The 18618-nt window shown below is 70.7% G+C and carries 16 protein-coding genes and 4 pseudogenes; 10 read left to right on the forward strand and 10 right to left on the reverse strand.

Annotated features, from left to right (window positions below):
• Positions 1 to 286: 286 nt before the first annotated feature.
• Positions 287 to 2353: a SpoIIE family protein phosphatase gene (locus AB0M62_RS00635; protein ID WP_366071867.1), complete on the forward strand. Its 2067-nt coding sequence runs from the start codon at positions 287 to 289 to the stop codon at positions 2351 to 2353.
• Between the two features lie 171 nt (positions 2354 to 2524).
• Here AB0M62_RS00635 and murQ read toward each other — a convergent pair whose 3' ends face one another.
• Positions 2525 to 3463 carry an N-acetylmuramic acid 6-phosphate etherase gene (murQ, locus tag AB0M62_RS00640; RefSeq protein WP_366071868.1) on the reverse strand — a complete coding sequence of 313 codons (939 nt, stop codon included), beginning with the start codon at positions 3461 to 3463 and terminating at the stop codon, positions 2525 to 2527.
• 86 nt (positions 3464 to 3549) lie between these two features.
• On the reverse strand, positions 3550 to 4473 hold the full coding sequence (locus tag AB0M62_RS00645; protein WP_366071869.1) for a MurR/RpiR family transcriptional regulator: 924 nt from the start codon (positions 4471 to 4473) through the stop codon (positions 3550 to 3552).
• Positions 4474 to 4599: 126 nt separating this feature from the next.
• On the opposite strand from AB0M62_RS00645, the gene AB0M62_RS00650 reads away from it, so the two are divergent.
• Together AB0M62_RS00650 and AB0M62_RS00655 are read left to right on the forward strand one after the other, a co-directional pair.
• A complete protein-coding gene (locus tag AB0M62_RS00650) occupies positions 4600 to 4998 on the forward strand; it encodes a hypothetical protein (protein ID WP_366071870.1) in 399 nt (132 codons plus the stop codon).
• Between the two features lie 7 nt (positions 4999 to 5005).
• Positions 5006 to 5275, forward strand: a complete 270-nt coding sequence (locus AB0M62_RS00655) for a DUF4031 domain-containing protein (protein ID WP_366071871.1) — start codon at positions 5006 to 5008, stop codon at positions 5273 to 5275.
• A 95-nt stretch (positions 5276 to 5370) separates the two neighbouring features.
• Here AB0M62_RS00655 and AB0M62_RS00660 read toward each other — a convergent pair.
• From AB0M62_RS00660 to AB0M62_RS00670, 3 genes and pseudogenes are all read right to left on the reverse strand, one after another.
• Positions 5371 to 5745: pseudogene (locus AB0M62_RS00660) on the reverse strand (Uma2 family endonuclease); the annotation flags it as partial.
• Between the two features lie 134 nt (positions 5746 to 5879).
• Positions 5880 to 7094: a Cmx/CmrA family chloramphenicol efflux MFS transporter gene (locus tag AB0M62_RS00665; RefSeq protein ID WP_366072226.1), complete on the reverse strand. Its 1215-nt coding sequence runs from the start codon at positions 7092 to 7094 to the stop codon at positions 5880 to 5882.
• 109 nt (positions 7095 to 7203) lie between these two features.
• Positions 7204 to 7887, reverse strand: a complete 684-nt coding sequence (locus AB0M62_RS00670) for a hypothetical protein (protein WP_366071872.1) — start codon at positions 7885 to 7887, stop codon at positions 7204 to 7206.
• A gap of 97 nt (positions 7888 to 7984) precedes the next feature.
• Here AB0M62_RS00670 and AB0M62_RS00675 point away from each other — a divergent pair, with 97 nt between their 5' ends.
• Entirely contained in the window at positions 7985 to 8671 is a 687-nt protein-coding gene (locus AB0M62_RS00675; RefSeq protein WP_366071873.1) for a copper homeostasis protein CutC, read from the forward strand.
• Positions 8672 to 8822: 151 nt separating this feature from the next.
• Here AB0M62_RS00675 and AB0M62_RS00680 read toward each other — a convergent pair whose 3' ends face one another.
• A complete protein-coding gene (locus AB0M62_RS00680) occupies positions 8823 to 10850 on the reverse strand; it encodes an ATP-binding domain-containing protein (RefSeq protein ID WP_366072227.1) in 2028 nt (675 codons plus the stop codon).
• 751 nt (positions 10851 to 11601) lie between these two features.
• Here AB0M62_RS00680 and AB0M62_RS00685 point away from each other — a divergent pair.
• The 5 genes and pseudogenes from AB0M62_RS00685 to AB0M62_RS00705 form a co-directional block, all read left to right on the forward strand.
• A pseudogene (locus AB0M62_RS00685) lies at positions 11602 to 11829 on the forward strand (winged helix-turn-helix domain-containing protein); the annotation flags it as partial.
• Positions 11829 to 12225: pseudogene (locus tag AB0M62_RS00690) on the forward strand (transcriptional activator protein); the annotation flags it as partial. The pseudogenes AB0M62_RS00685 and AB0M62_RS00690, both read left to right, overlap by 1 nt.
• A 35-nt stretch (positions 12226 to 12260) precedes the next feature.
• Positions 12261 to 12434 carry a zinc ribbon domain-containing protein gene (locus AB0M62_RS00695; protein ID WP_366072228.1) on the forward strand — a complete coding sequence of 58 codons (174 nt, stop codon included), beginning with the start codon at positions 12261 to 12263 and terminating at the stop codon, positions 12432 to 12434.
• A 273-nt stretch (positions 12435 to 12707) separates the two neighbouring features.
• Positions 12708 to 12911 carry a hypothetical protein gene (locus tag AB0M62_RS00700; protein WP_366071874.1) on the forward strand — a complete coding sequence of 68 codons (204 nt, stop codon included), beginning with the start codon at positions 12708 to 12710 and terminating at the stop codon, positions 12909 to 12911.
• A 183-nt stretch (positions 12912 to 13094) separates the two neighbouring features.
• On the forward strand, positions 13095 to 14225 hold the full coding sequence (locus AB0M62_RS00705; protein ID WP_366072229.1) for a glycosyltransferase 87 family protein: 1131 nt from the start codon (positions 13095 to 13097) through the stop codon (positions 14223 to 14225).
• 64 nt (positions 14226 to 14289) lie between these two features.
• Here AB0M62_RS00705 and AB0M62_RS00710 read toward each other — a convergent pair whose 3' ends face one another.
• From AB0M62_RS00710 to AB0M62_RS00720, 3 genes and pseudogenes are all read right to left on the reverse strand, one after another.
• Complete coding sequence (locus AB0M62_RS00710; RefSeq protein ID WP_366071875.1) at positions 14290 to 14574, reverse strand: antibiotic biosynthesis monooxygenase family protein; 285 nt, start codon at positions 14572 to 14574, stop codon at positions 14290 to 14292.
• A 51-nt stretch (positions 14575 to 14625) separates the two neighbouring features.
• Complete coding sequence (locus AB0M62_RS00715) at positions 14626 to 16272, reverse strand: DNA repair helicase XPB (protein ID WP_366071876.1); 1647 nt, start codon at positions 16270 to 16272, stop codon at positions 14626 to 14628.
• 82 nt (positions 16273 to 16354) lie between these two features.
• Positions 16355 to 16855, reverse strand: a pseudogene (locus AB0M62_RS00720) (DUF4291 family protein); the annotation flags it as partial.
• On the opposite strand from AB0M62_RS00720, the gene cutA reads away from it, so the two are divergent.
• On the forward strand, positions 16854 to 17174 hold the full coding sequence (cutA, locus tag AB0M62_RS00725; RefSeq protein ID WP_366071877.1) for a divalent-cation tolerance protein CutA: 321 nt from the start codon (positions 16854 to 16856) through the stop codon (positions 17172 to 17174). The pseudogene AB0M62_RS00720 and the gene cutA sit on opposite strands and share 2 nt — an antisense overlap.
• On the opposite strand, the gene AB0M62_RS00730 is transcribed toward cutA, so the two are convergent.
• On the reverse strand, positions 17175 to 18500 hold the full coding sequence (locus AB0M62_RS00730; RefSeq protein WP_366071878.1) for an XRE family transcriptional regulator: 1326 nt from the start codon (positions 18498 to 18500) through the stop codon (positions 17175 to 17177).
• Positions 18501 to 18618: the final 118 nt, after the last annotated feature.

Below are 18618 nucleotides of genomic sequence, written 5' to 3' on the forward strand. Positions count from 1 at the left end.
GACTTCCTGGGGTGGTGAGTTCCCGGTCGTGCTGACCTGGCACCGGGCGCCCCGCCGCAGCCCAGGGGCTGCCAGATCCCCTGCGCTATCAGCTTGCCTTCGCCTGTGACTGCCGGGCCGCGGCTGTGCTGCGGGGCTGATCGGGGTACCCGACGGAGCGTGCCGGTCCACTTGCACGCTCGGTCGGGCAGCCTGGGTGGTGGAGGTGATCCCTGTGGCACAGGATGATCCGTTCCACCGGTCACAGGCGGGCGGGAATGCTGGGGACGGAGTGGGAGGGGCGGTCTTGGACGCCCTGTTCACCCAGTCCCCGGTAGGACTGCATGTTCTGGATACGGAGCTGAGGGTCGTGCGGGTCAACACCGCCACGCGGGGCATGCGTGGCGTGCCTGCCGACCGGGTCCTCGGGCGGCGCTTTACCGAGGTGTACGCCGGCCTCCACGCGCTCGAGGAGGTGGAGGCAATGGTCCGTGGTGTGCTGGAAAGCGGCGTGCCCATGCGCGGGTATCCGGTGCGCTTGCGGCCGGAGACCGATCGGGAGCGGGAAAGTGTGCACTCGGTTTCGGCTTTCCGGCTGAAGGACCCGCAAGGGACGGTCCTGGGAGTGGCTGTCGCGGTGGTCGACGTCACGGAGCAGGAAGAGGCGCGTGCCCGGCTGCGTGTCCTGGAGGCCGTGCGTGAGCGTGTGGGACGGACCCTCGATGTGATCGCTACCTGCCAGGAGCTGGTGGAAACCCTGGTGCCCGGCTTTGCCGACGTCGCCGTGGTGGAAGTGGTGGATGCCGTGGTGCGCGGTGAGGAGTCCCCGATCGGGCCACTCGCCCAAGAGGTGCCTTTGCGCCGTGCGGCCTTCCGCTCCCGCGGCGGCCCGCATCAGGCACAGGCGCATCCGGTGGGCGACGTGCGTAGCCTCAGTTTCCCGACCCCCTACGCGCAAACCCTGACCGACCTCCGGCCGCGCCTCGTGGCGCTGGGCACTGACAGCCCGTGGCTCGGTGCTGACCCAGCCAGGGCCTGGGCGATCCGCGCATCCGGGGCGCACTCACTCATCGTGGCGCCTCTGGCTCTGCGCGGGGCGGCCCTGGGGCTGGTGAGCGTCTACCGCACCGGCCGGTCCGAGCCCTACAACCAAGGCGATGTCGGCCTGGTTCTCGAAGTGGCCGCCCACACGGCCCTGTGTATCGAGAACGCCCGCCGCTTCACCCGCGAGCACACCATCGCCGCGACAGTCCAGCGCCACCTGCTGCCCCGCTATCCCTCCTCGCAGACCACCGTCGAAACCGCCCACCTGCACGTGCCCGGCGCCGACGGCGGGGGAGGCTGGTTCGACACGATCGCCCTGTCCGGCGCCCGCACCGCCCTGGTCGTCGGCGATGTCGCCGGCCACGGCATCCAAGCCGCCACCACGATGGGGCAACTGCGCACCGTCATCCACTGTCTGGCCGCGACGCTGGACCTGGAACCCGGCGAGCTCCTCGCGCGCCTCAACGACACCGCGACCTTCCTGGCAGCAGAACGCGCGGATCTGTCCCCCGGCGACCCCCTGTACAGGCAACCGCTCTCCGCGAGCTGCGTCTACGCGGTCTACGACCCGCTCACCCGCACATGCACCTTCTGCCGGGCCGGTCATCCCGCACCCGTGATCGTCCACCCCGACGGCACCACCCAGGTTCCCGACAGCACTGCCGGGCCCTCCCTGGGCAGCGTAGAAGGCCCGCCCTTCGCCGCCACCACCATCGAAATCGCCAGCGGCAGCATCCTCGCCCTGTACACCCCTGAGATGCTGCCAGCGCCCCCCGCCGGTGCCGACGACGACACCGGCGTCCTCCGCGACGTCCTCGCTCACCCCGGCAGGTCCCTCCAGGATCTCTGTGACGACAGCCTTTACACCCTCCGCAGCAGCAGCCCCGGCGACGCCGTCCTCCTCCTCGCCCGCACCCGCAGCCTGCCCGCCCACTCCGTGGCCTCCTGGCTCCTCAGCCACAACCCCACAGACGCCGCCGTCGCCCGGAGACACACCCGCCAAACCCTTACGGACTGGAGCGTGGACGAGGACACCGCTTACGCCACCGAACTGATCGTCAGTGAACTCGTCACCAACGCCGTCCGCTACGGCACCCCGCCCCTCCAGCTGCGACTCATCAAGGACCGCACCCTCACCTGCGAAGTCCAGGACACCAGCACCAGCGCCCCCCACCTGCGCCACGCCCGCACAGTCGACGAAGGCGGACGAGGCCTGTTCATCGTCGCCCAGCTCGCTCAGAAGTGGGGAACCCGCTACACCACCGAGGGCAAGACAATCTGGACCGAACAGGCCCTCCCCCCTTCGGCTTCCCCAAGGGCTCGGCGGTGATGACCTGCACCAGCGCCTCGTGGTACCGGGTCGGACTGGGGCACATGCCCCGCCCGGCGAGCTGAATGCCGTGAGCCGTAGCCCCGGGCCGCCGTTCTGCGGCCCCATCTCGGTACGGCCGCGGTCGTGCTCGGCCGCCGGCGGGGGGAAAAGCGCCAGGACGCTCCCCTGCTATGCGTCGCCCCGCGCCTCCAGCGCGGCCCGCAGATGGCCGCCGCTCTTGGCCAGGAGCTCGGCAGCCGTCGGGCCGTCGATGCCGGCGAGGAGCACGAGGATCGCGTCCTTGACCTCTCCGCCGGTCGCGGCGAGTGCCGACTCGATGTCGGTGTCCGAGGCTCCCGTCGCCAGCGCGACGATGCGGCGTGAGCGGGCGCGCAGCTTCTCGTTGGAGGCCCGGACGTCGACCATCAGGTTCCCGTACGTCTTGCCGAGCCGGATCATCGTGACGGTCGAGATCATGTTGAGGACGAGTTTCTGCGCCGTACCGGCCTTGAGGCGGGTCGAGCCGGTCAGCAGTTCGGCGCCCACGACGACCTCGATGCCGTACTCCGCCGCCGCGGCCAGCGCCGATCCCTTGTTGCAGGACAGGCCGACGGTCAAGGCCCCCCTCGCGCGGGCGTGTTCGACCGCGCCGATCGCGTACGGGGTGCGGCCGGAGGCGGAGACTCCGACGACGGTGTCGTCCGCGGTGAGACCGAGGGCGTCCAGATCGCCCGCGGCCAGCTCCTTGCTGTCCTCGGCTCCCTCGACCGCGGTGACCATGGCGGTCGGTCCCCCCGCGATGAGCCCGATCACCTCGCTCGGGTCGGTGTTGAAGGTGGGCGGGCACTCGCTGGCGTCCAGGATGCCGAGGCGGCCGGCGGTGCCGGCGCCCGCGTAGATCAGGCGGCCGCCGCAAGCCATCCGGGCGGCAATGCCGTCGATCGCGGCGGCGATGTGCGGGAGCTGCGCGCCGACGGCTGTGGGGACGGTGGCGTCCTCCGCGTTCATCGTCCGGGCGATCTCCAGGGTGGACAGCCGGTCGATCTCGGCGAGTTCGGGCCGGAAGGCCTCCGTGGTCAGGGTGTCGAGCTGGGCGCGCAGTGCTGCGTAGTCGCTGCTGGAGGTCATGGGGCGGCTCTCTGCTTCCTGGTTCAGCCCGGTGGTCGGCCGGGGTGGTTCAGCGGGCGGTTCAGCAGGTGTTTCAGCCGGGCGGTTCAGCGACTCGTGCGGGGGGTGTGGCGGTGGGCGAGTGCTTCGTAGGAGGCGGCGAGCGCGGGGGCGGCCGACTCGTACGTGCGCTGCGCGACGCCGATGAACAGGCAGTCCACCACCAGGAGTTGGCTGGTCCGGCTGGACATGGCGGCCGGGCGCAGTTCGCTCTCGCGGGCGGTGGAGGTGGTGAGTACGTGGTCGGCGTACTGCGACACCGGCCCGTCCGGACGGCCGGTGATGGCCACGGTCGTCGCCCCGTGCTCGAAGGCCGTGCGCAGCGGTTCTATGACGTCGCCGGTGGAGCCGGAGTGGGTGATCGCGATGGCGACGTCACCGGTGCGCAGCTGCACGGCGTTGGTGACGGCGAGGTGCGGGTCGGCGTGAGCATGGGCGATCAGGCCGATACGCAGGAGCTTCTGGGCGAGGTCCATGCCGACGAGGGAGGACGCGCCGACGCCGTAGATGTCGATCCGCCGGGCCGCGGCGAGGGCAGTGACGGCGGCGCCCAGCTGGGTGGTGTCCAGACCGGCCGCGGTGTCGGCGAGCGTCTGCTGCTCGTCGTACGCGAGCTTGGCGACGACGTCGGCGATCGGGTCGTCCACCGCGATGTCGGCGGTGACGGAGGGGGCCCGGCCGGACTGCTGCTGCGCGGCCAGTCCGGCGAGCGCGAGACGCAGGTCGCGGTAGCCGGGGTAGCCGAGGATGCGGGCGGTGCGGACCACGGTCGCCTCGCTGGTGCCGGTGAGTTCGGCGAGACCGGTGACCGTGAGGGCCGCGCAGCCCGCCGGGTCGCCGGCCACGGCTTCGGCCACCCGCTGCATGGAGCGGGTCATGGACGGCGCGAGGGTGCGTACCTTGGCCGCGAGGGCGGCGGGGGCGGGCGGGGTGGTGACCCCGGTAAAAATTTCCTTCACGTCATTGGTCACTCTTGAAAGATATTTTCACCGTTCGGGGGCGTCAACCCCTGCATCGCCCATCCTGTGCCCCTTCTTCAGTGGTCCCGACCTGTGACAGTCCTTCGTGTCCGCCGCGGCAAGGGTGACAATTGCTCCATGGAACCGTCGGACCCCTCCCCTCCCACGCCCGTGCCGTCCGGCCTGGAGAGGGCACTGCACGCCGCCCGGGCCCTCGTGCTGGCCGATCTCATGGCGGGCAGGGTCGCGGAGGCCGATGTCGTCTCCATGGTCGAGGACTCGGTGGCGCACCGCCGTTGGTGGGCCGAGCAGTGGCCGGAGGGCGTCGACTACGTCCTCGGCCTGATCGCCCAGGACGTCCAGGACGCGCTGCTGGAGAAGTACGGCCGGTGGCCGCTGTGTCCCGTCTGTGCGGCCGGCGAACCGCATGCCCTCGATGTGGAACCGGAGTTGGGAACAGACCCGCACTGGGTGTGCGGCAAGGCGGGCGTGGTGGTCTCGTCGGTCGGGGCGCTCGGCGGGGTGCTGGGCCGGTGACGCCACGGTGACGCTCTACATCGACCCCCCGACATGGCCGGGGCACGGCCGGATGTGGTCGCATCTGGTCAGCGATGTCTCGTACGAGGAACTGCACGCTTTCGCGGCGGCCATCGGCTGCCCGTCGCGCGCTTTCGAGCGCGACCACTACGACATCCCGTCGCACCGGTACGAGGACGCGGTGCGCGCGGGCGCGGTGGAGGTGGGCAGCAAGGAACTGGTGCGCAGGCTCACGGCGGCGGGGCTGCGCAGGCCCAAGGGGCGGCCGGCGCCGTAACGGGCCCGTGGCCGACGAGCCAGGCGCGGGCTCAGCCCGGGAAGGCGGCGGTGTCCAGCGTCACGCCGAACGGCTCCGGAAGCCGCACCTGTGTTTCTGGAGGTGATCTCCACGACGAGCAGCGCTTCGGCAGCATCCACCGGGTCGTTCTTCTCCGGGTCCACCGCCGCGATCCGGTCCTTCGGCATGACCACCAGGTCGGGTACGTACAGCTTGTCGAGCGTGGCGATGTGGATGCCCAGGGTTTGGTAGACCTCCAGCTCTTCGGGCAGGTTGCGGTACAACGCGCGCTGTACGGCTGCGGCGATGCCGTTGTGGTGCGCGTGTGGCGGTGGTACCAAGACGATCTGCCCTCCGTCGATCTCGGCGCGCCACCCCTCGGGCACGTCCAGCTCCCGCCAGGCCTCCAGCAGGTAGTCCCACGGCTCACCGTTCGGCACCTGGTCGTCCGCGACCATCGCAGCGGTCATCGCGACTCCCTTCTCCAGTGGCCTGACGGGGCGAGCGTGATCGACAGATCTGCGGCACTGAGCCGCTTCCCTCAGCGTCCCACGATCGAGTGAGCGGTGCACCAACCTCGTGGGCGCCCGCCGCGCGACTCCGCTCAGACCCGTTCCGCGCGCGCCTCCCTCGGCGAAGACGCGGACGACGCGACCGTGCGGGACCCGGGCCCGGGCGTGCGCTGGAGGCGCAGTGCCACCGCGGCCAGCACGACCGCCGGCACCGTCATCGCGGCGCCCGCCCAGGCGGTCGACGCGAATCCGAAGCCCGCGTCGATGACGCTGCCGCCGAGCCAGGGCCCGCCAGTGTTGCCGAGGTTGAAGGCCGCCGTGGTCGTGGCCGCCGCGAGGGTGGGGGCGGCGCCTGCGACGTTGAACATGCGGGCGTTCAGCGCCGGGGCCGTGTAGAAGGCGGAAAGGCCGAGCAGGAACGAGAGCGCGATGGCGGCGAACTGGTTCGACGCGAACAGGGCGAGGGCGACCAGCAGCACCGTGGAGGCCGTGATGCCGCTCAGCAGCACCCCGAACATGTGCGCGTCGGCGACCCGGCCGCCGATCGTCGTACCGACGAGCGCGCCGATACCGAAGAGCGCGAGGACGGTCGGCACCCACTCCGAGTCCAGCCCGGCGACATCCGTCAGCAGCGGGGCGAAGTAGCTGAACGCGCAGAAGACGCCGCCCGCCGCCAGCGCGATGACCGAGACGGACAGCCACACCTGCCGGTCGCGGTAGATCGCGAGCTCGCGTCCGAGCTTCGGCTTCTCGTCCGGAAGCGGAATGCGCGGGATCAACGCGACCACGCCGACCAGGGCCACGGCGGAGGCTGCGCCGACGGCCCAGAACGCCGAACGCCAGCCCAGGTGCTCGCCGAGGAACGCGCCCGCCGGGACGCCGAGGACGTTGGCGATCGACAGCCCGCCGATCATGACGGCCATGGCCCGGGCGCGGGAGCCGAACGGGACCATGGCGATGGCGACCGCCGCGCCCACCGCCCAGAACCCGGCACACGCCAGGGCGCTGATCACACGGGAGGCGAAGAGCAGCTCGTACGAGGGCGCGAGCGCTCCGGCGACCTGGCCGAGCCCGAAGAGGGAGATCAGCGCGACCAGCGTCGTCTTGCGGGGGAGCCGGAGGGTGGCGACGGCGAGCAGCGGAGCGCCGACGACCATGCCGATGGCGAAGGCGGATATCAGCAGCCCGGCCTGCGGGATGGTGACCTCCAGGTCGGCGGCGATGGGCGGCAGCAGGCCGGACAGCATGAACTCGCTGGTTCCGAGTGCGAAGACGGAGAGCCCGAGGATGTGGACCGCGAGGGGCATACGGATGCGGTCGGTACGTTCAGCGGTTTCGGGCATGACAAGTACCAACCGCCGATTGGTGCCTGACATTCCCGCCCCGTGGCGGGTCTCGGCTCCTCTCCGCTCCGTCTCAGGTGGTGAGCAGGGTCAGCTCCGTGGCCACGTTCCGGCGGGCCGCCTCCTCCCAGTTCTCCCGTCCGTATGGGGTACGGAACAGCGCAGGCAGGCTCAGGAGCTGCCGCAGTACGGCTGCCCGGCCCTCGCGGAACGCGTCGTCCGGTACGAATCCGTACTCCTCCCGCACCGCGGCGGCGTAGGCGGCGTACCCCTTGGGCTCCGCCGCCAGGATCGCCAGGTCCGCGTCGCACAGCACCTCGCCGTTCGCGTCCCCGGGCTGCGGGTCGTGGGTGACCGTCAGCCGGACGAGCCGGGCGACCTCGGCCGTCCGGGCCTCGTCCAGGCCCAGCTCGGGCAGGGCTCGCTCGGCGAGGGCGGCGCTGCGCTCCTCGTTCTCCGAGCGGTCGGGGCGGTAGACCGCGTCGTGGAACCAGGCCGCCAGGCGGACGGCGTCGGCGTCGGCCGCGTGGTGCGCGAGTTCGTCGACGCGGTCGAGGACCGCGAGCAGGTGATCGGTGGTGTGGTACTTCCGCTGCGGCTCCGCCCAGCGGGCCAGCAGGTTGTCGGCGTAACGCTGCACGTCGGGGTACGAGACCTGGTGTGGGCCCGGGCTCGGGTGCCGGCTCGGGTGCGGGATCGCGGACGCCCAGCGGCGGCGGAGCTCGTCGTGGGCGGGGTGGGCGGGGTGCTCGGCCATGAGCCTCATTGTGGCCCGTGGCAGTCGCCTTTAGGGTGGGCCTTGACTATTGGACTAGACCTATATCCGATACGAGTGGTCGAAGGAATGGGGTCACATGAGCAACCGTGCAGTCCTGGAGGTGATCGCCCTCAACGTGGAGGACGCGGTCGCCGCCCAGGCCGGTGGTGCGGACCGCCTGGAACTGGTCAGGGACATCGCCGCCGACGGGCTCACGCCCTCGCCGGCGACCTTCGCCGCGGTCCGGGGAGCCGTCGACATTCCACTGCGCGTGATGCTGAGAGCGACGGACGGGTTCGCCGCCGGGGATGTCGACGCACTCGTACGGGACGCGCGGGCACTGCGGGCCGAGGGTGCGCACGAGTTCGTCCTGGGCTTTCTGGACCCGGACGGCACGCCCGACCTGGTCGCGGTGGAACGGCTCGCGGCGGAGCTGGAGGGATGCCGGTGGACGTTCCACCGGGCGATCGACCGGGCGGGTGACCGTGATGCGCTGCGTAGGCAACTCGCGGAACTGCCGGGCCTCGACACGTACCTCACCGCCGGCGCGGCGGAGGGCGTGGACGCCGGCATGCCCGTCCTCCTCGCGGAGGCGGCGCGGCGGGGTGAGCCCGGGTACGAGCCGCGGATGCTGGTCGGCGGCGGCCTCCGGCTGGACCACCTGCCGGCGCTGCGGGCGGCGGGAGTGGACGCGTTCCACATCGGCGGCGCGGCTCGGCCCGGTGGCTGGTCCGCGCCGGTCGACGCGGCGATGGTCGCGGAGTGGCGCGAAGCGGTGGACTGACGCGGGGCACCCTCGCCCACCGGCCGCCCCGTTCGGCGGTGGGTGGAGGGTGAGTGCTTGCCGGCGGGTGGTCCGCGCGGTCGGCGGCGGCTGCGCGGCCCCCCGCCTCGGCCCCCCTCCGGCCCCCTCGGCTCCGGCAGGCGTCAGGGCGTCAGGAGGCCAAAAGCTGGGGTGGGAGCGGGGAGTGGTGGAGAACGGTGAGGCCTGACACCGCCCGGGTCAGGGCAACGTAGAGGCGGCGCAGGCCCGTTCGTTCGTCCGGCTCGCCGTCCACCACCGCCGACGGCTCGTCCAGTACCACGTAGTCGTACTCCAGACCCTTCGCGAGCGACGCCGGAACCAGGGTGAGCCGGGACGCCGCCGTCGTCTCCTCACCCGGCGACAAACAGGTGTGGCCCGCCGCCGACAGGGCTTCCGCCAGAACCGGGATGCGGCCGTCGGCCGCGATCAGGCCGATGGAGCCCTCATTGCGCAGCGACTCCTCGCACGCGGCGACCACCGCGGTGTCGAGGTCCGGCACCTCCCGTACCGCAAGCGAGCCCGGCGCCTCACGGACCGAGGAGACCTCGGCCAGACCGGGGGAGATGAACTGCAGGAGCCGGGAGGCGTAGGCGATCACCTCGCGGGGGACCCGGAAGCCCGCCGTGAGTTCCTCGACGGCCGCGTCCGGCTTCCCCAGGTGGGCCAGAGCCTCCGCCCAGCTCCCGGTCGCCCATGGCGTCGTGCCCTGCGCCAGGTCGCCGAGGACCGTCGCGGAACCGGTCGTGCATCGGCGGCCCACCGCCCGGTACTGCATGGGGGACAGATCCTGTGCCTCGTCGAGGACGACATGGCCCAGCGAGTGCGTGCGGGAGACGAGGTCCTGCGTCTCGTCGATGAGCACCGCGTCGGCCGCCGACCATCTGGCCGACCTTACGCTGCGGGCCGGCTTGGTGAAGAGGATCGCCTTCTGCTCGTCGGCCGAGAGGACACCTTCCGCATGGGCGGCGAGGAATTCCTCGTCGGAGAGCAGCCGGAGAACCAGCTTCGCCGGGTCCACCGGCGGCCAGATCGCCTTGACCGCCTCCTTGACCGCGGGGTTGCGGGCCACCGCGTCCTGGACCCGGTCGTCCGGGGCCTCGCCCGCCTGCTCCATCCGCACCAGCACCGCGTGCGCGATGCGCTGCGGGAGGGCGTCGCGGGCGGCGCCGTAGCGGATGTCCCGGGCGAGCAGCTCGGCGACGGTCTCCTCGAGTTCGTACGCGGGGATCCGCCAGCGCCGCGAGCCGCGGACCACCACCACCGGCTCGGTGGGCATCGTGACGTGGGAGCGGACCGCGCGGCGCAGGACTTCGGCCATCCTCGCGTCGCCCTTGATGACCGCCGCTCCGGCGTCGTCCGTGCCGCGCACCTCCACGTTCGTCGCGACGAGATCGTCGACCGTCGCCTGCTTGACCTCCAACTCGCCCAGGGCGGGCAGCACTTGCTCGATGTAGTGAAGGAAGGACCGGTTCGGCCCGATGACGAGCGTGCCGGTGCGGGCCAGCCGTTCCCGGTGGGCGTAGAGCAGATAGGCCACCCGGTGCAGGCCCACGGCCGTCTTTCCGGTGCCCGGGCCGCCCTGGACACAGACGCTGCCGGCCAGGCCCGACCGCACGATCTCGTCCTGCTCGGGCTGGATCGTCGCGACGATGTCCCGCATCGGGCCCACGCGGGGGCGTTCGATCTCGGCCTGGAGCAGCTTGCTGGCCTGTGCCGCCTCGTCGGGGTCGGTGAGGTGCTCGTCCTCGTACGCCGTGAGGTCGCCGCCGGTGTAACCGAAGCGGCGGCGCAGCGCGACGTCCATCGGGTCCTTCTTCGAGGCCCGGTAGAACGGCTGGGAGACGGGTGCGCGCCAGTCGATGACCATCGGGTCGCCGTCGGAGTCGTGGACGTGCCGGCGCCCGATGTAGAACTGCTCGCCGCCGGCCCCTTCCGCCAGCTCCGCGCCCGGCGCGTGCAGGTAGTCGAGGCGGCCGAAGAACAGCGGGGTGTGGGAAAGGTCGGCGAGGGCCTTGATGCGTTCGTCGATCTGCGCCTGGAGAACCGCGGCGTTCACCCAGTTGGCGGTGACGTCGCGGATGTCCAGCGACTGGACGTCCTCGCGCATGGCCCGCAGCGCGGCACGGGACGCGGCGAGGTGGGCACGCTCGCGGGCCAGGGGGGCGGGGCCGTCTGGGCTGCCTGGCCCCTCGGTGCCGTTCGGGCCGTCCGAGCTGTTCGGGTGGTCCGAGCCGATGGGGCCGACAGGGGGGATGGGGGCGTGCGCGGGCACGGTGTTGCCTCCGGCGTGAGCAAGCGGACAGGGGCGCCGGCCGGTTTCCGTCCGGGCGGCGGCACTCCCCCGGCTGCTGCGAGCAGCGCGGTTCGGGAGGCGGCAGGACGGGCGATTGTAGCCAGCACGCGCGTGCCGGGCGAATGAATTTGGGCGGCGTCTCCCCGACAGGAGTCACGGCTGTCACGATGCTGCCGCGCCCGGTGCAACAAGCTGACAGACATCCGGATACTGTGCCGGGTCCCCCGCTGGCATCGTCGGTCGTGCCGGAAGCAATCCGGCACGCAGCACCAATTCACAGGGGAAAGTTGTGAACCGGATGTCGCTTGCGAAGAAGTCCGCCGGCCGGACCCGTATCGCTCTCGCGCTCGGCCTTTCCGTCGCCGCGCTCTCCATGACGGCCGGGGTGGCGACTGCGTCACCCGCCCCGGAATCCACCGCCCACTGCCACCACCCAGTCGTCACACTCCGCCCAGTCCTCCCACTCGGCGCACCCCTCGCCGCCGGTCGGGAGTCTGCCTGCCCAGGCGATCGAGGCCGTCTGTCGTCACGTCGCGAACGCCCCCGTACACGGACCCGTCACCGACGCGGCCCGCGCGCTGTGCAAGCAAGTCAACGGCTGGGATTAGGCAACATGATGCGGTTTCAGCTTCTAGGGCCGCTGAGTATCACGGACGGTCCGGACACCGTCGTTCTCCCGCCTTCCAAACCGACGATCCTGCTTGCCTCACTGCTGCTTCACGCCAACTCCGTCGTCTCGGCCGAATACCTCCAGCGGACCATGTGGGGTGAGGAACAGCCCGCCACCTCCAAGGCCGCGCTGCAGACCTGCGTACTGCGGCTGCGGCGGCTCTTCTCCAAGCACCGCTGTCCGGGCCGCTCGCCGCCATGGCGGGCAACCTGCTGGGCTACGAGGTCTTCCGTATCGCCACCGGCGCGCTGCCCGCCGAGACGTACCGTCAGGTCCTGATCCAGGACCTGGAGTCGCTGGACGTCATGGCCGAGCCGGTGCAGGCACACCCGCGCTGCGGCCTCTGCTCCGGGGCGGGCGGCCGAGCCGCTGCCGGAGCTGCCCGACGGGCTGGCCGTGCCGGTCACCCCCACCGTGGAGACCGCGCGTGAGGCGGAGGCCCTCGTCGAGGACCTCAACCGGATCAGCACCGCGCTGGTCCGCCCGTACACCGGGATTTTCAGCCGGTACGACGACGAGGAACTGACACAGACGCCGCTGAAGATCAGCAGGGTCGAGGTGGCGCTCGGCCGGTGATCTGGGTGGACGCCCACTACACGTCGCAGATGTGCCCCAGATGCGGGCATACGGCGAGGGGTAACCGTCCCGCCCGGGACACCTTCTGCTGTCGTCGGTGCGGGCTCGCTGGCCCCGCCGACCACGTCGCCGGGGTCAACGTGCGCAACCGTGCACGCTCGGCGTGGGTTCTCGTCATGCGACCCGTGACCGTCCTGCCGTAGTGGGCAGTCGGGAGCGCGACAAGGTGTAGACGACCGAGTCAACAAGCTCGGTCGTCTACGGCCGAGAAGTTGACGGAAGAGTAACTGGGTTGTGCGCGAGGTGTGGATGAACCGTGTTCGATCTTTCGCTCTGCCGTCGCGCACCGTATCCCCCCAGCGACGCAGGGCTCCCTCCCGTAGGGGACGGCATGGGCCCCAGGGCGTACGCGCACGGGCCGGAGGTTACATCCACAGACCGACGCTTTTCGCAACGTGGAAACCCATCATGGAAACATGAGCAGCGCAACCTTCCATCCAGCCCAGGCCGGTCCCCACCACGGCGCGACCGCCGCCTCCGGCACCCATCACCCCCACCGCCTCGGGGACGCTCTGCGCGCCCTCAAGGTGTTCGCATCCGCCGCGTTCGGCGTGATCGTCCTCGGTGAGTACGCGGAAGAGGCCGGCGTCGTGCGCCGGGAATCCACCCCTGCCCTCTGACCCCTTGCCCCTGACCTCTCCGACCCCGTTCCGGGTGCCCTCGCGACCCGTCCGGGCTCCTTGATCCACGGTATTCACCGGAGATCCACTAGGGTCACGCGCGTGACCCGGAGCCGCCTCGCCACCCGCCCCTTACTCCTCGCTTCGGGCGTACTGTTCGCCGGCTCCCTTGCCGCGCTGGCCATGCTCTGCATCGTTCAGCGCATTCCCATGGCCGACACCCTCGTCTACCGGGCGGAGGGTGCCGCAGTGGCCAACGGCACCGACCTGTACGGCTTCACGGTCACCAAGTGGGACCTGCCCGCCACCTACCCGCCGTTCGCCGCGATCCTCTTCGTACCGACCACCTGGCTGCCCGTCGAGGCGCTCAAGATCGTCTTTGTGGCCGGGAACGCCACCCTCCTCGCGTTCCTCGTCCACCTCTCCTGCCGGTTCGCGCGGCTGCCCGCCCGCCCCGGGGTCGTCCTCGCCGCGACGGCGTTCGGGCTGTGGCTGGAGCCCGTCTTCCAGACCCTCCTCTTCGGCCAGATCAACCTCGCCCTGACCTGCCTTGTCCTGTGGGACCTGGCCCGCGCGGACGGCGCACTCGGCAAGGGCTTCGCGCTCGGCATCGCGGCCGGCGTCAAGCTCACCCCGGCCGTCTTCATCGTTCACCTGCTCATGACCGGCCGGGTACGGGCCGGTCTGACCGCCCTCGCCTCCTTCACCGGCACCGTGCTGCTCGGGGCCCTCGTCCTGCCCGTGGCCAGCATCGACTTCTGGACCCGGCGGATCTTCGAGACCGACCGTGTCGGCAAACCGTGGATCGTCGACAACCAGTCGCTGCAGGGTCTGCTCGCCCGCCTCCTGCACACCCCCGAGCCGGGCCTCCTCTGGCCGGTGGCCGCGGTGGCCACCGGGATCGCCGGTCTGTGGCTCGCGCGGCGCGTCGTCGTCCGGGACGGCCGCGAGACCTGGGGCGTCGTGATCATCGCCTTCACGGCGCTGCTCGTCTCACCCATCAGCTGGTCGCACCACTGGGTGTGGTGCGTGCCGCTGCTCGCAGTCCTGGTGGCGGAGGGGTACGTACGCACAGCCGCCGCGGTCGCCGCGGTCTTCACCGCCCGCACACTGTGGCTCGTACCGCATCAGGGCGAACTCGACCTCCGGCTGCCCTGGTGGCAGCAGCCGCTGGCGTCGCCCTACCCCCTGCTCGCCGCAGGCCTCCTGCTGCTCGCAGCCCATGCGTCCGCCCAGGCGCAGCCGGTCCCGGGGCAGCGTGGCGCGCCACCGCCGGTGCCCGTACGGAACGAGTACGCGCAGCGCGCGGACTGAGTACCCGTCCCGGAGGCGCCGGCTCCCGGTCGGCCGGGCCGACTGTTGCCGGACGGCCCAGCCGCTACGCCGGCTCCACGGCCGAGATCCGGTAGCGGCTCACCTCCGCGTCTCGGACGGCGGCCGTCTGCTCCGGCTCCGGGCCCGTCCCGCGGAACGCCATGAGCTGCTCGTCCGACTCCCACCGCTCGTACACGTTGATCCGGCCCGGCTCGGCCAGATCGGCGGACAGGGCGAAATCGAGGCAGCCGGGCGTGGCCCGCGCCTGCTCGACGACGGTGCGGCAGCCGGCCAGATACGCGTCGCGCGCGGCGGGATCGACGTACAGCCTTCCGGACACGATGATCATGGCGTTCCTTCCAGAGGTCACACCGGTGCAGACCCTCGGCCGGTCACGGACTCATCGTTCGCCGGCCAGGAGTTCGTCCGCGTCCACGATCCGGTACGCGTATCCCTGCTCGGCCAGGAACCGCTGGCGGTGCGCCGCGAAGTCCTGGTCGATGGTGTCGCGCGCGACCACCGAGTAGAACCGGGCCTCGTGGCCGTCCGCCTTCGGACGCAGCACGCGGCCGAGCCGCTGGGCCTCCTCCTGCCGGGACCCGAACGTGCCGGACACCTGGATGGCGACCGTCGCCTCCGGAAGGTCGATCGAGAAGTTCGCGACCTTGGACACGACCAGCACGCTGATTTCGCCCTGCCGGAAGGCTTCGAAGAGCTTCTCGCGCTGCGCGTTGCTCGTCTCGCCCTTGATGACCGGGGCGTTCAGATGCTCGCCGAGCTCGTCCAGCTGGTCGATGTACTGACCGATGACGAGCGTCTGCTCGCCCTGATGCCTGGCGACCAGCGCCTCCGTCACCTTCCGCTTGGTCGCCGTCGTCGCGCAGAAGCGGTACTTCTCCTCGGTCTCCGCCATCGCGTACGCCAGGCGCTCGCTCTCCGTCAGGTTGACCCGAACCTCGACGCAGTCCGCGGGCGCGATGTAGCCCTGCGCCTCGATCTCCTTCCACGGCGCGTCGAAGCGCTTCGGGCCGATGAGCGAGAAGACGTCCGACTCGCGTCCGTCCTCGCGCACGAGCGTCGCGGTGAGGCCCAGGCGGCGCCGGGCCTGCAGGTCGGCGGTGAACTTGAAGACCGGCGCCGGCAGCAGGTGCACCTCGTCGTAGACGATCAGACCCCAGTCGCGGGAGTCGAACAGCTCCAGGTGCGGATAGACGCCCTTCCGCCTGGTCGTCAGGACCTGGTACGTCGCGATCGTGACGGGCCGGATCTCCTTGCGCGTACCGCTGTACTCGCCGATCTCGTCCTCGGTCAGCGAGGTCCGCTTGACCAGCTCGTGCTTCCACTGCCGGGCCGACACGGTGTTCGTGACCAGGATCAGGGTGGTCGCCTTGGCCTGGGCCATCGCCCCGGCGCCCACGAGGGTCTTGCCCGCGCCGCAGGGCAGCACCACGACACCGGAGCCGCCGTGCCAGAACCCCTCCACGGCCTGTTTCTGGTAGGCGCGCAGCGCCCAGCCGTTCTCGTCCAGCTCTATGGGGTGCGCCTCGCCGTCCACGTACCCGGCGAGGTCCTCGGCCGGCCAGCCCAGCTTCAGCAGCGTCTGCTTGATCTGTCCGCGCTCGGAGGGATGCACCGCGACCGTGTCGGGGTCGATCCGGGACCCGACCAGCGGCTGGACCTTCTTCGACCGCAGGATCTCCTCGAGGACGGGCCGGTCGGTCGAGGTCAGCACGAGCCCGTGGGTGGGGTGCTTGGAGAGGGTCAGGCGCCCGTACCGGGCCATCGTCTCGGCCACGTCCACGAGCAGCGCGTGCGGCACCGGATACCGGGAGAACTCCACCAGTGCGTCCACGACCTGCTCGGCGTCGTGCCCGGCGGCGCGCGCGTTCCACAGCCCGAGGGGGGTCACCCGGTAGGTGTGAATGTGCTCCGGGGCGCGCTCCAGCTCGGCGAAGGGCGCGATGGCGCGACGGCAGGCGTCGGCCTGCTCGTGGTCGACTTCCAGGAGCAGCGTCTTGTCACTCTGGACGATGAGGGGTCCGTTCAACGCTCAGCCCTTTCCCACACGGATCGGCCGGTATGGCCAAACCTCCAGTGTGCCGCATTGCGGCGGCGGGGCGGAGTGCCTGGCGCAGGTGGGCCAGGAGCTCGTCCCCTGCCGGGTACGGGCGCTCCCGCGGGAGAAGGCCCCGGGCCCTCTCGTGCGCTCCCTCCCGGACCAGGGCGTGGATCTCGTGGGCCAGCGGGGTGACGTCCCTGACCGACACCGTCCAGTCGTCGGCGTACGCGCGGGACGCGTCGCCCGAGAGGCCCAGCTGCAGCGAGCGGTACGGCAGCGGGTTCAGGCGGAGATCGCGTTCCGGATCCCACTGCACGCGGGCCGGGGCCTGCCTCAGGGCGCGCTTCCAGGTGGCCCGGTCGGGGTGCAGACCGGGGGCGTAGTGCGAGAGGCAGGCGTGGCGCAGGGCGTCGTCGAAGCCTTCGCGCGTGATCTCGACGGCCAGGACGGTCTCCTGGTCGGCCCCTTCTTCATAGACTTTTTGGCTGGGAAGCTTTCGTGCGGAGCTCTGAGCAGCACTCATTGCGCGGCCTGGTTGGCGGGTCGCGGTCCGGCCTAGGCTCTGGCTCATGACTGAGTGCGTGCAGGTGTACACAGCGACGGAAAGCCGTGAGGCAGCGGTAGCACTGGCCAGGGGTGCGACGGAGGTACGTCTGGCTGCGGGTGCGCAGGTGGTCGGCCCTGTCACCTCGGTGTTCTGGCACCTGGGCGAGTTCGGTGAGGGCGAGGAGTGGCAGGTGATTTTCAAGACAACGGCGGCTCGATACCCCGAACTTGAAGCGCATCTGCTGGAGCACCACCCGTGGAAGAACCCCGAGATCAATGCCGTGCCTATCGTGGCCGGCTCTGCGTCAGGCCTGGACTGGATCGCCCGCAGTGTCGCCGAGTGATCACGTGGCCGTGCGGTCCAGGAGTTCGGCGACGTGCGGGATCGTCCGGTGCGGCTGAAGCCTGAGCAGGAACTCGTTCGCGCGCTGCTGGGGCCGGACGGAGCCGATTCCGGTGGAGAGATCCATGGCCCTGGTGATCACGGTTGCTGACTGCTCGATTTCACCGGCGTCCAGATAGGCGTGTGCCAGCCAGGTGAGGTACAGCGACTTGTCGCGGGCGTGGGAATCGGCGAAGTCGGCCAAGGCTGCTTCGAGCGCGGGAACAGCTCGCAGCGGCCGGTGCAGCTCGGTCCAGCAGCGGCCCTTCATGATCTGGAGTTCGCGGGTATCGACCCACGACGACCAGTCGGGCCCGGGGCGGTCACTGCCTTTCCCTGTCAACGCTTCTTCGGCCTGGCCGAGCGCCTGCTCGGTCTCCTTGGCCTGGCCTGCTTTGGCATGGGCCCAAGCGCGACGCTCAAAGAGAAGGGCCCGGACAGTCGGAGGTGCGTCTGCACTGGCCGTCTCGCAGGATGCGGCGGCGGTTGCCACTCCGGACGTTCCGGTGCTGACCTGCTGGTATGCGAGGAACGCGAGGGAGTTGCCTGCCAGCGCCGCGTCTCGGGCCTCTGTCGCTGCCTGAAAGGCCTTCTCGTAGAGGGCTGATGCCTCGGTCTGACGGCCCGCGTCGAACGCTGCCCAACCTGCCTGCTGGGCCTGCTCGGCCACCAGACTGAGGAGCTGCCGACCGGTGGTCTCCGTGTACGAGGCGTTGCGCAACAGGTTCATGGTGGTGCCGAGCTCGGCGCGGTAGATGTGCCGGGTGTCGGCTCCGCCGAGTACGTCATCGAGGCTGCGGAGACGGACGGTGCGCCGCTGAAGGTGCTGCACCTGCCGCTGCCCGATGCGGCGGCCGGCTGTGGCTCCTGGCGTCATGGCCGCACTGGTGGCGATGCCTATGGACGCTGCGAGGAACCTCCTGCGCTGCACTTCGTCTCCTTCGAGATCGACGGTTCCCAGATCATCGGTCTCGGGAACATCCGCAATTCTTGGGGCGACAGTCGCCAGGGGAGAGATCAGCTCCGGGCGGCTCGCACACGTGGGCGTTGATGCCTGCTCCCAGGGGCGTGGTGCCATCCCGATCATGTGGCCGGGGATGCCCAGGGCGTCTGCGATGTACGCGATCTTCTCGTAGGTGGTGATCGCGCCGTCGCCTCGCGCCAGCTTCCCCACTCGTTCCGGCTTGATGTCGCACGCGTCGGCGATTTTCAGGAAGCTGATCCCGCCCCATTGCCGGGCGAGCTTGAAGACCTGTCCGAAGTCGTGTCGCTTCAGAGCGGCCTGCACATCGGCTCGGCCAAGGACATGGGCCGGTAACGCCGTTGGTGAGAGTTCTCCTGACACGCGCTTCCCCGAATCTTCCTGGGCACAAGGAATATCAGTGATTCTCCGCGCGGAGTTTACC

Origin of the sequence: Streptomyces sp. NPDC051219, from assembly GCF_040682335.1 — a bacterium.
Taxonomy (GTDB): Bacteria; Actinomycetota; Actinomycetes; order Streptomycetales; family Streptomycetaceae; genus Streptomyces.

Bases quoted from the DNA above. Each gene is read 5' to 3' on its own strand.
- murQ (WP_366071868.1), bottom strand. From the start codon at position 3,463: ATGACCTCCAGCAGCGACTACGCAGCACTGCGCGCCCAGCTCGACACC.
- AB0M62_RS00650 (WP_366071870.1), top strand. From the start codon at position 4,600: ATGGAACCGTCGGACCCCTCCCCTCCCACGCCCGTGCCGTCCGGCCTG.
- AB0M62_RS00665 (WP_366072226.1), bottom strand. From the start codon at position 7,094: ATGCCCCTCGCGGTCCACATCCTCGGGCTCTCCGTCTTCGCACTCGGA.
- AB0M62_RS00670 (WP_366071872.1), bottom strand. From the start codon at position 7,887: ATGGCCGAGCACCCCGCCCACCCCGCCCACGACGAGCTCCGCCGCCGC.
- AB0M62_RS00675 (WP_366071873.1), top strand. From the start codon at position 7,985: ATGAGCAACCGTGCAGTCCTGGAGGTGATCGCCCTCAACGTGGAGGAC.
- AB0M62_RS00695 (WP_366072228.1), top strand. From the start codon at position 12,261: ATGTGCCCCAGATGCGGGCATACGGCGAGGGGTAACCGTCCCGCCCGG.
- AB0M62_RS00700 (WP_366071874.1), top strand. From the start codon at position 12,708: ATGAGCAGCGCAACCTTCCATCCAGCCCAGGCCGGTCCCCACCACGGC.
- AB0M62_RS00705 (WP_366072229.1), top strand. From the start codon at position 13,095: ATGCTCTGCATCGTTCAGCGCATTCCCATGGCCGACACCCTCGTCTAC.
- AB0M62_RS00710 (WP_366071875.1), bottom strand. From the start codon at position 14,574: ATGATCATCGTGTCCGGAAGGCTGTACGTCGATCCCGCCGCGCGCGAC.
- cutA (WP_366071877.1), top strand. From the start codon at position 16,854: ATGACTGAGTGCGTGCAGGTGTACACAGCGACGGAAAGCCGTGAGGCA.